We start from the raw sequence: 12,420 nt of genomic DNA, 5'->3' as shown, positions 1-12,420 counted from the left end.
GGTCGACTAGTTTTCCGCTGTGTCCGAACCGGGAGCAGGCGAGCAGCTGGCGCTGATCCGCTCCGCCCTGCCCAAGGCGCCGCGCGTGCGCCCCGAGCAGGAGCCCGCGGCCACCGACCCCGTCGCCGCCGTGGTCGTCGACACCGGCCTGGCCCACCTCGACCGGCCGTTCGAGTACCTCGTCCCCGAGGCGATGGCGCAGACCGCCGTGCCCGGCGCGAGGGTCAAGGTCCGCTTCGCCGGCCAGGACCTCGACGGCTTCGTCGTCGAGCGCCGGCCGGAGCCCGAGCACACCGGGCGGCTGGCGCCGCTGCGCCGGGTGGTGTCGCCCGAGCCGGTGCTGACGCCGTCGCTGCTGGCCCTGTGCCGTGCCGTCGCCGCCCGCTACGCCGGGACCCTCGGCGATGTGCTCCGGCTGGCCGTGCCGCCGCGGCACGCGGCGGCGGAGAAGGCCCTCGCCGAGCAGGCGCCGCAACCCGACCCGTTGCCCGCGCCGCCCGACCGGGTGCCCTCCTGGGGCCGGTATGCCGGGGGCCCGGCCTTCCTCGCCCGCCTCGCAGCCGGGGAGTCCCCGGCCGCGTCCCTGCTCGCGCTGCCCGCTCGCACGCCTGAGGAGGACTGGCCCGCGGCCCTCGCGGCCGCGGCGGCGGCTGCCCTGGCCGGGGGCCGCGGCAGCGTCATCGTGGTCCCCGACCACCGTGACGTCCGGCGCGTCGACGCTGCGCTGACCGCCGCGCTCGGCAAGGGGCGGCACGTCCGCCTCGCCGCCGACCAGGGGCCGCAGGCGCGCTACACCGCGTGGCTGAAGCTGCTGCGCGGCCACGTGTCGGTCGTCGTCGGCACCCGGGCCGCGGCGTTCGCCCCGGTGCGCTCCCCGGGCCTGGTCGCGTGGTGGGACGACGGCGACGACCTGCTGGACGAGCCGCGAGCCCCCTACCCCCACGTGCGCGAGGTCCTGCTGGCCCGTGCCCGGATCGAGGGGGCGGCGGTCCTCAGCGCGGGCTTCACCCGCAGCGTGCCGGTGCAGCGCCTCGTCGAGGCCGACGAGCTGCGCACCGTCGCGGCGCCGTCGGTGCGCGGGGTCGTGCCCCGGGTCCGGGTCGCCGGCGAGGGCCTCGACGCCGAGCGGGACCCGGCAGCGGCCAGCGCCCACCTGCCGTCGGCGGCGTGGCGCACCGCCAAGGCCGCGCTGGAGTCCGGTCCGGTGCTCGTCCAGGTGCCGCGCCGTGGGTACCTGCCGTCGCTCGCCTGCCAGACGTGCCGTGCCCCCGTCCGGTGCCGCCACTGCGGCGGCCCGGTGGCCCAGTCCGCCCGCGGGGCCGAGCCCGCCTGCCGCTGGTGCGGCAAGGGCGTCGGCCGGTTCGAGTGCCGGGAGTGCGGTGGCCGGGAGCTGCGCTCGTCGGTGGTCGGTGCGCGGCGCACCGCCGAGGAGCTCGGCCGTGCCTTCCCCGGCGTGCCCGTCCACACCTCGGGCGCGGGCGCGGTGCTCGACACCGTCGCCGCGACGCCCGCCCTCGTCATCGCCACCCCGGGTGCCGAGCCCGTGGCCGACGGCGGGTATGCCGCGTCCCTGCTCCTCGACGCGTGGGCCTCGCTCGACCGGGCCACCCTGGACGCCGGCGAGGAGGCCCTGCGCCGGTGGCTCGGGGCTGCGGGCCTGACCCGCGGCGCCGCCGACGGTGGCCAGGTGGTGCTGTGCGGGGCCCCGACCCACACGACCCTGCCGGTGGTCGAGGCGCTCGTCCGCTGGGACCCCGCCTGGTTCGCCGGCCGGGAGCTCGCCGACCGGGCCGCGCTCCACCTGCCGCCGACGGTCGCCCTGGCGGCCGTGACCGGGGAGCGCCGGGCGGTGCGGGCCACCGTCGACCAGGCCGACCTCGCCCGGTTCGGGCTGCAGGACGTGGTCGAGCAGCTGGGCCCGCTGTCGGTGGGTGAGGACGAGGCCCGGGTGCTGCTGCGCGCGCCGCTGGAGGCAGCACCCGCCCTGGCCGAGGCGCTCGCGGACGTGCGCGCCTCACGCAGTGCCCGCAAGGAGGCCGCCGGGGTGCAGCTGCGGATGGACCCGCCCGACCTCGCTGGCTGAGGAGTCCTGCCGCACGGTCCCGCCCACACTCCCGACCGCGGGAGGTGTCCGCGGGTCACATGGTGGCGGGGGCAGCCAGTGCCTAGCGTGCGGGCATGAGCGTGCGCACCGTCGCGAACGGCATCGACCAGAACGTCCTCGTGTGGGGCCCGCAGGACGGCATCCCGCTGCTGCTGGTCCACGGCAACTGCTCCTCGGCGGCCTTCTGGGAGCCGTTCGTCCGCCGACAGCTCGGCGGGGACGAGGGGCCGTGGCGCGTGGTGGCGCCGGACCTGCGCGGCTACGGCGACACCCAGACCGCGCCCGTCGACGCGACCCGGGGCCTGCGCGACTTCGCCGACGACGTCGCGGCGCTGTTCGACGTCGAGGGCCTGTTCGCGATGGGCAGCACCCCGGTGGTCGCGGCCCACTCGATGGGCTGCGGCGTCGTGATGCAGCTCGCGGTCGACCACCCCGGACGTGTCGCTGGCCTGCTGCTCGAGTCGCCGCTGTCGCCCTACGGGTTCGGGGGCACGCGCGACCTGGACGGGACGCCCACGACCGAGGACTTCGCGGGCACCGGGGCCGGTGCGGTGAACTCGGACTTCGTGGCCCGGCTGGCCGCCAAGGACCGGTCCGGCGACGAGCCGACGAGCCCGCGCGCGGTCATGCGCTCGACCTACGTGGCGGACCCGTCGGCGTTCGGCGCCGACGAGGAGGCGATGCTCGACACCGTGCTGTCGACCGCGGTGGGGGAGGACAACTACCCCGGCGACGCCGGCAGCAGCACCTCCTGGCCGAACACCGGCCCCGGCACCCGGGGGGTGACCAACGCGATGTCGCCGCGGTGGTTCTCCGTCGCCGACGACCTGGTGGCGCTGGACCCCAAGCCGCCGGTCGAGTGGGTCCGCGGCACGGCCGACGTCATCGTGTCCGACACCTCGCTGTTCGACCTCGCGTACCTGGGACAGCTGGGTGCCGTCCCCGGCTGGCCGGGGGAGCAGGACTGCCCCCCGCAGCCGATGGTGGGGCAGACCCGGGCGGTGCTCGAGCGGTACGCCGCTGCCGGCGGCTCCTTCACCGAGACCGCGCTCGACGGCTGCGGCCACTCCCCGCACGTCGAACGGCCCGCTGAGGTGCTTGCTGCGCTCGAGCGGCTGGCCACGGCGGCGCGCCTGCGCTGACTGCCCGGCATACCGTGCCGCCGTGGTTACGGTGGGCCGGTGACCTCCCGGCCACCGTCGTCTTCGACCTCGGCAACGTCCTCATCACGTGGGACCCGCACCCGGCCATCGCCGCAGCCGTGGGACCGGACCGGGCGCGCGCGTTCCTCACCGGCGACTTCGGCTTCGCAGCGTGGAACCACGCCCAGGACGCCGGTCGCTCGTGGGACGACGGCGAGGCGGCCGCGCTCGAGACGCACCCCCACCTCGCGGACGAGATCCGCGCCTACCGCCAGCACTTCGACCTCTCCATGGTCGGCCCGGTCGAGGGGTCCGTGACCATCCTGCGTACCCTCGCCGCCCACGGGGTGCGCCTGCTCGCGCTCACCAACTGGTCGGCCGAGCTGTTCCCGCGGGCGGTCGAGCGGTTCGACTTCCTCTCGCTGTTCGAGCACATCACCGTCTCGGGACGCATCTCGCTGGCCAAGCCGGACCCCGAGGTCTTCCACCGGCTCGCCGCCGACGCCCCGGTCGACCTGCTCGGCACGGTCTTCGTCGACGACAGCCCCGCCAACGTCGAGGCGGCGTCCTCGGTCGGCATGGACGCGATCACCTTCACCACGCCCGGCCAGCTGGCACGGGAGCTGGCGCTGCGCGGGCTGCCGGTGCCCACCCCGGCCGAGCTGGGCGAGCCGCGCACCTAGACTGCTCGGGTGCCGATCCAGAACATCCGCCTCTTCGGGGACCCGGTGCTGCGCACGCCGGCCGCGCCCGTCGTCGACTTCGACCGCGAGCTGCGCCAGCTGGTCAAGGACCTCACCGACACGATGCTGGACGCGCCCGGTGCCGGTCTCGCGGCGCCCCAGATCGGTGTGGGGCTGCGGGTGTTCACGTACTGGGTCGACGGCGAGCTCGGCCACCTGGTCAACCCCGACCTCGACCTGTCCGAGGAGCTGCAGGAGGGGGACGAGGGCTGCCTGTCCTTCCCCGGCCTGCGGTTCGAGACGCCCAGGGCGCTGCGCACGGTGGCCAAGGGGTTCAACCAGTTCGGCGAGCCCGTGGTCGTCGAGGGCACCGAGCTCATGGCGCGGTGCCTGCAGCACGAGACCGACCACCTCGACGGCATCCTGTTCATCGACCGGATGGACCGCGAGCAGCGCAAGGCCGCGATGAAGGCCATCCGCGAGGCCGAGTGGGGCGAGGGTCCCGCTCCCGTCGTCAAGGCCAGCCCGCACGCCACCTTCGGCCGGGCGCTCTGATGCGGCTGGTCTTCGCCGGCACGCCCGAGGTGGCGCTGCCGTCCCTCGACGCGCTGGTCGCCTCCTCCCACGAGGTGGTCGCCGTCGTCACCCGCCCCGACGCGCGCTCCGGCCGTGGACGCACGCTCCACCCGTCGCCGGTGCGGCGGCGTGCCGAGGAGCACGGCATCGAGGTCCTCACCCCCGAGCGGCCGCGGGACGAGGGCTTCCTCGCGCGGCTGCGCGAGATCGCGCCGGACGCCTGCCCCGTCGTCGCGTACGGCGCGCTCGTGCCGCAGGTCGCCCTCGACATCCCGGTCCACGGCTGGGTCAACCTCCACTTCTCGCTGCTGCCCGCGTGGCGCGGTGCCGCGCCCGTCCAGCACGCTGTCATGGCCGGCGACGAGGTGACCGGCGCCTCGACGTTCCGGCTCGAGGCCGGGCTCGACACCGGCCCGGTCTATGGCGTCATGACCGAGAGGGTCCGCCCGACCGACACGGCGGGCGACCTGCTCGGGCGCCTCGCCCAGGGCGGGGCCGGGCTCCTGGTCGCCACCATGGACGGCATCGCCGACGGCTCGTTGACGCCCGTGCCGCAGCCGGCCGACGGCGTCTCGCTCGCCCCCAAGATCGAGGTGGCGGACGCCGAGGTCCGGTGGGAGCACCCGGCCACCGCAGTCGACAGGCTGGTGCGCGGCTGCACGCCCGCGCCGGGGGCGTGGACGACCTTCCGCGGCGAGCGCCTCAAGCTGTCGCCCCTCACCGTCGACGGCACGTATGCCGGGGAGCCGCTGGCGCCGGGGCAGCTCGCCGCCGGGAAGCGCGAGGTGCACGTGGGCACCGGATCGGGGGTGGTGCGCCTCGGCGCGGTCCGCCCCCACGGCAAGAAGGAGATGGCGGCGGCCGACTGGGCCCGCGGCGTCCGCATCGAGGCGGGGGAGCGGCTCGGTGGCTGAGCAGCGGCCGAGGGGCTCCTCGGGCGGCGGTCGGCCGCAGCGCCCGCAGCGTTCACGTCAGCGGCCGAGCGAGCGGGGGCGCACGAGCGACCCACAGCGCCTCGCGGCATACACGGTGCTGCGCGCGGTCGCGGACGGCGCCTACGCGAACCTCGAGCTGCCCGCGGTCCTGCGCGACCGGCGGATCACCGGCCGCGACGCGGCCTTCACCACCGAGCTCGTCTACGGCGCGGTGCGGATGCACGGGTTCTACGACCCGGTGGTCGCGGTGGCCGCCGGGCGCCCGCTCAGCCAGGTCGACCCGAAGGTGCTCGACACGCTGCGCCTCGGGGTGCACCAGATCCTGGGGATGCGCGTCCCGGCGCACGCCGCGGTGGCCGAGACGGTCGCGCTGGCGCGCAAGGTCAACGGCGCCGGGGCAGCCGGCTTCGTCAACGCCGTGCTGCGCCGGGTCAGCGAGCGCGACCGCGAGGCGTGGCTCGCCGAGGTCGTGCCGCAGGGCGACCTCACGGCCCGGCTCGCGGTCGAGCAGTCCCACCCGGAGTGGGTGGTCAAGGCCATGCGCGCGGCGCTGCTGGGCCACGGCGCCGCGACGCCCGAGACCGTCGACGACCAGCTGACCGCCCTCGTGGCCGCCGACAACGACCCGCCCAAGGTGTCGCTCGTGGCACGCCCCGGCCTGTGCAGCGTGGCCGAGCTCGTCGAGGCCGGCGCCGAGGCGTCGCCGCTCTCACCTGTCGGTGCCGTGCTCCCGGCGGGCGACCCGGGCGCCATCGCCGCGGTCCGCGAGGGGCGCGCGGCCGTGCAGGACGAGGGGTCGCAGCTGCTCGCGCTGGCGCTCGCCGCGGTGCCCGTGGAGGCCACCGGCACCGAGCGCTGGCTGGACCTGTGCGCCGGCCCGGGTGGCAAGGCCGGCCTGCTGGCCGCCCTCGCGGCAGAGGCGGGTGCCGACCTCGTCGCGAACGAGGTCAGCCCGCACCGGGCCGACCTCGTGCGCCAGACGCTGCGCCCCGGGCTCGAGCGCGCCTCTGCCGCAGGCCGGGTCCTGGAGGTCCGCACCGGTGACGGCCGCACGGTCGGGGAGGACGAGCCGGGCGGCTACACCCGGGTCCTCGTCGACGCGCCCTGCACCGGCCTCGGCGCGCTGCGCCGTCGTCCCGAGGCGCGCTGGCGCCGGACGCCGGCCGACCTCGCCGGGCTCGGTTCGCTGCAGCGCGAGCTGCTGGCCTCCGCCATCGACGCCACGGCGCCGGGTGGGGTCGTCGCCTACGCCACGTGCAGCCCACACCTCGCGGAGACGCAGTTCGTCGTCGGCGACGTGCTCAAGCGGCGCGACGACGTCGAGCAGCTGCCGGTCCGGGAGTACCTGCGCGACGCTGCGGGCGAGCCCGTCGAGGTGCCCGGGGACGGGCCGAGCGCCCAGCTGTGGCCGCACCTGCACGGCACCGACGGGATGTTCCTGGCGCTGCTGCGCAAGCGCCGCTGAGTCGGTCCGGGACGTCCGAGACCTGTCGGTACCGCCTCGGGGACGTCCGCCGGACCGTCGCTAGGGTGTGCGCGTGCAGATCTCGCCCAGCATCCTGTCCGCCGACTTCGCCAACCTGCAGCGCGAGCTGGAGCGGATCAGCAACGCCGACTGGGCCCACGTCGACGTGATGGACGGACACTTCGTGCCGAACCTGACCCTCGGGCTCCCCGTGGTCGAGGCCCTGGCCAAGGTCAGCCCGATCCCGCTGGACTGCCACCTCATGATCGAGGACCCCGACCGCTGGGCGCCGATGTATGCCGAGGCCGGCGGGTCGTCGGTGACGTTCCACGTCGAGGCGGCGCGCGACCCGCGTGCCCTGGCCAAAGACCTGCGTGCGGCCGGCGCCCGCGCCGGCATGGCCGTCAAGCCGGGCACCGCGTTCGCGCCCTACGAGGAGCTGCTCGACGTCCTCGACATGGTGCTGGTCATGACGGTCGAGCCCGGTTTCGGCGGGCAGTCGTTCATGGCCGACCAGATGCCGAAGGTCGCGCAGGTCCGCGAGGCGGTCCGTCGCCGCGGCGGGGAGGTCTGGGTGCAGGTCGACGGCGGCGTGTCCGCATCGACCATCGAGCAGTGCGCCGAGGCCGGGGCCGACGTCTTCGTGGCGGGGTCCGCGGTCTACGGCGCGCAGGACGCGGCCGCCGCGGTCGACGAGCTGCGCGCGCTCGCGACGGCGCACGTCCACCCGGCCTGAGGCCAGGCGCACGAGCCTGTCGGCTGAGGCGACTGGGCTGAAGCCAGCGGGATGAGGTCGTCGGGCTGCGCTCCCGGGCCCCAGGTGCCTCGTGAGGACCGTCACCCGGACCGCGTGCGTCGACCGTGGCACCCGCTGGCATACTGGACGGCGACACACGTGCTCCGGGGTCGGTGCAAGTCCGAACCGGCGGTGACAGTCCGCGACCCGACCGCAGCCAGCGGCCGGTTGACCAGGTGGAACTCCTGGACCGACGGTGAAAGTCCGGATGGTAGGCAGCACGTGGACGCGGGACCCCCAGGTCGCGCGGCCGGGTCCCTCGTGACCCGCCGCCTGCCCTGAGGTCCCTCGACCGCACGTCCCCCGGAGCTCGACCGAACGGTCTGGAGCAGGAGGCGGGACGATGGGCGAGCAGCCCGGCACCGAGGCGCTGATGCGTCGTGCCCTCGCCCTGGCCGCGCACGGACCGGAGGCCGACCCCAACCCGCGCGTGGGCTGCGTGCTGGTCACCGGCGACGGCGAGGTCGTCGCCGAGGGCTGGCACCGCGGCGCCGGCACGGCCCACGCCGAGGCCGACGCCCTGGCCGCCGCGGGCGAGCGCGCCGCCGGCACCACGGCATACGTGACCCTCGAGCCGTGCAACCACACCGGCCGCACCCCGCCGTGCGCGCAGGCCCTGCACGCCGCGGGCGTGCGCCGCGTGGTCCACGCGCAGGCCGACCCCAACCCGGTCGCAGCCGGGGGCGCGGCCTGGCTGCGCGAGCACGGCGTCGAGGTCGTCGGCGGGGTCCTCGCGCAGGAGGCCGAGGCGCTGAACCGCACGTGGACGCACCTGGTCCGCACCGGCCGGCCCTGGGTGACGTGGAAGCTCGCCACCACCCTCGACGGGCGCAGCGCTGCGGCCGACGGCACGAGCCAGTGGATCACCGGCCCGGCCGCCCGGGCCGACGTGCACGAGCAGCGCGCCCGCTGCGGGGCCGTCCTCGTCGGCACCGGCACGGCGCTCACCGACGACCCGCACCTCACCGCCCGGCACCCCGACGGCACCCTCAGGGACGCCCAACCGCTCCGGGTCGTCATGGGGGAGCGCGACCTCCCGCCGCACGCTCGCGTGCTCGACGACGCCGCAGAGACCTGGCACCTGCGCACCCGCAGCCCCAAGGAGGTCCTCGAGGCGCTGGCCCGGGCGGGCGTGCACCACGTCTGGCTCGAGGGCGGCCCGACCGTCGCGGCGGCGTTCATGTACGACCGGCTCGTCGACGAGGTCGTGGCCTACGTCGCGCCGGTGCTGCTCGGCCGCGGCCGGCCGTCGGTCAGCGACCTCGGCATCACCACGATCGACGAGGCGCTGCGCCTCGACCCCACCGACATCACCCTGATCGGCACCGACGTGCGGATCACCGCCTGCCTGAAGGAGACCCGCTGATGTTCACCGGCATCGTCGAGGAGCTCGGCCACGTCGTGGCGCTCGAGCGCGGCGCCGACTCCGCCCGGCTCACCGTCGCCGGCCCGCTGGTCGTGTCCGACGCCGTCCACGGCGCGTCGATCTCCGTCAACGGTGTCTGCCTCACCGTGGTCGAGCACGACGCCGAGCAGTTCACCGTCGACGTCATGGCCGAGAGCCTGGCGCGCACCAGCCTCGGCGCGCTCTCGCCCGGCGACCGGGTCAACCTCGAGCGTGCGATGGCGGCCGGCGGCCGGTTCGGCGGCCACGTCGTCCAGGGCCACGTCGACGGCACCGCGCGGATCCTCCAGCGGACCCCGGGCGACCGCTGGGAGGTCGTGCGGTTCAGCCTCGGCGCCGACCTGGCCCGCTACGTCGTCGAGAAGGGCTCGATCACGGTCGACGGCGTCAGCCTCACCGTGTCGGCCATCGGCGCCGACGACGCCGGCGACTGGTTCGAGGTGTCGCTGATCCCCACCACCCTGGCGCTGACGACGTTGGGGCACAAGGTCGTCGGCGACCCCGTGAACCTCGAGGTCGACGTCCTCGCCAAGTACGTCGAGCGCCTGCTCGTCACCACCCCCAACCCCCCCAGCACCACCGACTCCCAGGAGATCCCCGCATGAACTGGCTCGAGAAGCTCTTCGAGGCGCAGCTGACCATCGGCTCGCAGCACATCCTGTGGCGCGAGGTGGTCGGGAACGTCTTCGGCTTCGCCTCCGCCATCGGTGGCATGCGGCGCCGCATCTGGGCGTGGCCCGTCGGCATCCTCGGCAACGTGCTGCTCTTCACGGTGTTCTTCGGGGTCGCGTTCTCCAACCCGCAGCACGAGACGCTGCTCGGCCAGGCCGGCCGCCAGGTCTTCTTCATCATCACGAGCATCTACGGCTGGTACCGCTGGAACGCCGTGCGCCGCCTCAACACCTCGGACGAGGACGCGCCGGTCATCACCCCGCGCTGGGCGACCGTCCGCGAGCGACTGGGCTACCTCGGCTTCTGGGTCGGCGGTGTGGTCGTGCTGCAGTGGGTGTTCTCGCTCATCGGCGCCGGCTTCCCCGCCCCGCGCTGGTACTTCTGGTGCGACGCCTGGATCTTCGTCGGCTCGATCGTCGCGACCTACGCGATGGCGCGCGGCTGGAACGACTTCTGGCTCGCCTGGATCGGCGTCGACCTGGTCGGGGTGCCGCTGCTCGTGCACTCGAAGTTCTACCCGTCGGCGGTGCTGTATGCCGTGTACGCGGGCCTGGTGCTCTACGGCTTCTTCGTCTGGCTGAAGGCGTCCCGCGTCGAGGAGCCCGACCGCGAGCCGGAGGCGGTGGTTGCGGCATGAGGACCCTGTCGACCATCGAGCAGGCGCTCAGCGCCCTGCGCGCCGGCCGCCCGGTGCTGGTCACCGACGACGAGGACCGCGAGAACGAGGGCGACGTCGTCCTGGCCGCCGAGACGCTCACCGACGAGTGGATGGCGTGGGCGATCCGGCACACCAGCGGCTACGTCTGCGCCCCGGTCACGCCCGAGGTGGCCGACCGGCTGGGCCTGCCGCTCATGGTGGCGGACAACCGCGACCCGCGCCGCACGGCATACACGGTCACGGTGGACGCGGCCGAGGGCGTCACCACCGGCATCTCCGCCGCGGACCGGGCCCACACCGTCCGGCTGCTGGCCGACCCGCTGTCCACGGCCGACACCTTCGTCCGGCCGGGGCACGTGGTGCCGCTGCGCGCCCGCGAGGGCGGGGTGCTGGTGCGCCCCGGGCACACCGAGGCGGCCGTCGACCTGTGCCGGCTCGCGGGCCTCGCGCCCGCGGCGGCGATCGGCGAGCTCGTCCACGACGACGGCACGATGATGCGGCTGCCGGACGTGCAGGCCATGGGTGCCGTGCACGACCTGCCCGTCATCACCATCGCCCAGCTCGTCGCCCACCGGCAGCGGTACGACCGCGTCGCCCGGGTGGCCGAGACGGTCGTGCCGACGCGGCACGGGGAGTTCCGCGCCGTCGGGTTCCGCGACGCCGTCACGGGTGACGAGCACGTCGCGCTGGTGAGCCCGCGGGGGGTCCCGGAGCGACGCGCGCTGGTGCGCCTGCACTCCGAGTGCCTGACCGGTGACGCGTTCGGGTCGCTGCGCTGCGACTGCGGCCCTCAGCTCGAGCGCTCGCTCGAGCGGGTGGCGGCCGAGGGCGGCGTCGTCGTCTACCTGCGCGGCCACGAGGGCCGGGGTGTGGGACTGCTCGCGAAGCTGCAGGCGTACGCCCTGCAGGACGACGGCCTCGACACCGTCGACGCGCAGACCGCGCTGGACCTGCCGGTGGACGCGCGCGAGTACGCCGCCGGCGCCGCGGTGCTCACGGCCCTCGGGGTCGACCACGTGCGGCTGCTGACGAACAACCCGCTCAAGGTCGAGGCGCTGCGGGAGCTGGGGGTCGCCGTGGACTCGGTCGAGCGGCTCCAGGTCGCCCCGACGACGGCCAACCGCGGGTACCTGCGGACCAAGCGGGACCGGATGGGCCACGACCTCGTCGTGGACGCAGCGGACAACGGGGAGACGGCATGAAGGGGAAGGCATGAGCGGCAAGGGTGCTCCGTCGGTCACGGCCGACGGCAGCGGGCTGCGGGTGGCGATCGTCGCCGCGTCGTGGCACACCGAGGTGATGGACGGCCTCGTCGCCGGCGCGCAGCGCGGGCTCGCCGAGTGCGGGGTGCAGGACGTCCCCCTCGTGCGCGTGCCCGGCACTGTCGAGCTCAGCGTGGCCTGCGCCCGGCTCGCGCCGTCGTTCGACGCCCTCGTCGCGCTGGGTGTCGTGATCCGTGGCGGCACACCGCACTTCGACTACGTGTGCAGCGGGGTCACCCACGGCCTGACGGACGTCAGCACCCGCACCGGCATCCCGATCGGGTTCGGCGTGCTCACGTGCGACGACGACCAGCAGGCGCTCGACCGCGCGGGTCTGCCCGGCTCGACCGAGGACAAGGGGCACGAGGCCGCCGTCGCCGCCGTGGCCACCGCGGTGACCCTGGCCGGTCCGGCCCCCCGTACGCTGGGCTCGTGAAGACCTTCGACGACCTGTACGCCGAGCTGGCCGAGAAGGCGGTGAGCCGCCCCGAGGGCTCGGGGACGGTGCGCGCGCTCGACGCCGGCGTGCATGCCATCGGCAAGAAGATCGTGGAGGAGGCCGCCGAGGTGTGGATGGCCGCCGAGCACGAGGGCAAGGACCGCGCCGCGGAGGAGATCAGCCAGCTGCTGTACCACCTCCAGGTGCTCATGGTCGCCTCGGACATCTCCCTCGACGACGTCTACGCCCACCTCTAGGCCACCACTCCCAGGAAAGCCCGCAC

The 12,420-nt window shown here is 75.2% G+C and carries 13 protein-coding genes and 1 riboswitch; all 13 genes read left to right on the top strand.

Going from position 1 to position 12,420, the window contains the following annotated elements; genetic code table 11:
- The first annotated feature begins 19 nt into the window (after positions 1-19).
- Complete coding sequence (locus tag ACFUC1_RS00520) at positions 20-2,083, top strand: primosome assembly protein PriA (protein WP_379115921.1); 2,064 nt, start codon at positions 20-22, stop codon at positions 2,081-2,083.
- A gap of 95 nt (positions 2,084-2,178) precedes the next feature.
- Positions 2,179-3,246, top strand: a complete 1,068-nt coding sequence (locus tag ACFUC1_RS00515) for an alpha/beta fold hydrolase (RefSeq protein WP_379115920.1) — start codon at positions 2,179-2,181, stop codon at positions 3,244-3,246.
- 14 nt (positions 3,247-3,260) lie between these two features.
- Positions 3,261-3,929 (top strand): HAD family hydrolase, encoded by a 669-nt coding sequence (locus ACFUC1_RS00510; RefSeq protein ID WP_379115919.1) that lies wholly within the window; start codon positions 3,261-3,263, stop codon positions 3,927-3,929.
- Between the two features lie 9 nt (positions 3,930-3,938).
- Entirely contained in the window at positions 3,939-4,484 is a 546-nt protein-coding gene (gene def / locus ACFUC1_RS00505) for a peptide deformylase (RefSeq protein WP_379115918.1), read from the top strand.
- Entirely contained in the window at positions 4,484-5,419 is a 936-nt protein-coding gene (fmt, locus tag ACFUC1_RS00500) for a methionyl-tRNA formyltransferase (RefSeq protein ID WP_379115917.1), read from the top strand. The genes def and fmt overlap by 1 nt, the downstream gene beginning before the upstream one ends.
- Positions 5,412-6,905 (top strand): RsmB/NOP family class I SAM-dependent RNA methyltransferase, encoded by a 1,494-nt coding sequence (locus ACFUC1_RS00495; RefSeq protein ID WP_379115916.1) that lies wholly within the window; start codon positions 5,412-5,414, stop codon positions 6,903-6,905. Before fmt ends, ACFUC1_RS00495 begins: the two co-directional genes overlap by 8 nt.
- Before the next feature lie 73 nt (positions 6,906-6,978).
- Positions 6,979-7,641, top strand: coding sequence for a ribulose-phosphate 3-epimerase (gene rpe, locus ACFUC1_RS00490; RefSeq protein WP_379115915.1), 663 nt, complete (start codon positions 6,979-6,981; stop codon positions 7,639-7,641).
- A gap of 155 nt (positions 7,642-7,796) precedes the next feature.
- Positions 7,797-7,927, top strand: a riboswitch (FMN riboswitch).
- Positions 7,928-8,044: 117 nt separating this feature from the next.
- Positions 8,045-9,067: a bifunctional diaminohydroxyphosphoribosylaminopyrimidine deaminase/5-amino-6-(5-phosphoribosylamino)uracil reductase RibD gene (gene ribD, locus ACFUC1_RS00485; protein ID WP_379115914.1), complete on the top strand. Its 1,023-nt coding sequence runs from the start codon at positions 8,045-8,047 to the stop codon at positions 9,065-9,067.
- On the top strand, positions 9,067-9,711 hold the full coding sequence (locus tag ACFUC1_RS00480) for a riboflavin synthase (RefSeq protein ID WP_379115913.1): 645 nt from the start codon (positions 9,067-9,069) through the stop codon (positions 9,709-9,711). Before ribD ends, ACFUC1_RS00480 begins: the two co-directional genes overlap by 1 nt.
- Entirely contained in the window at positions 9,708-10,415 is a 708-nt protein-coding gene (locus ACFUC1_RS00475) for a nicotinamide riboside transporter PnuC (protein WP_379115912.1), read from the top strand. Before ACFUC1_RS00480 ends, ACFUC1_RS00475 begins: the two co-directional genes overlap by 4 nt.
- The gene (gene ribB / locus ACFUC1_RS00470) at positions 10,412-11,638 is read left to right on the top strand and encodes a 3,4-dihydroxy-2-butanone-4-phosphate synthase (RefSeq protein ID WP_379115911.1); all 1,227 of its coding nucleotides are present in this window, start codon (positions 10,412-10,414) and stop codon (positions 11,636-11,638) included. The genes ACFUC1_RS00475 and ribB overlap by 4 nt, the downstream gene beginning before the upstream one ends.
- Positions 11,639-11,648: 10 nt before the next feature.
- A complete protein-coding gene (gene ribH / locus ACFUC1_RS00465; RefSeq protein ID WP_379115910.1) occupies positions 11,649-12,134 on the top strand; it encodes a 6,7-dimethyl-8-ribityllumazine synthase in 486 nt (161 codons plus the stop codon).
- Positions 12,131-12,394, top strand: a complete 264-nt coding sequence (locus ACFUC1_RS00460; RefSeq protein ID WP_379115909.1) for a phosphoribosyl-ATP diphosphatase — start codon at positions 12,131-12,133, stop codon at positions 12,392-12,394. The genes ribH and ACFUC1_RS00460 overlap by 4 nt, the downstream gene beginning before the upstream one ends.
- Positions 12,395-12,420: the final 26 nt, after the last annotated feature.

The organism is Pedococcus sp. NPDC057267, assembly GCF_042668795.1.
GTDB lineage: Bacteria > Actinomycetota > Actinomycetes > Actinomycetales > Dermatophilaceae > Pedococcus.
Note: the sequence above shows the minus strand (reverse complement) of the source record. Positions and strands in the feature narration are given on the sequence as shown.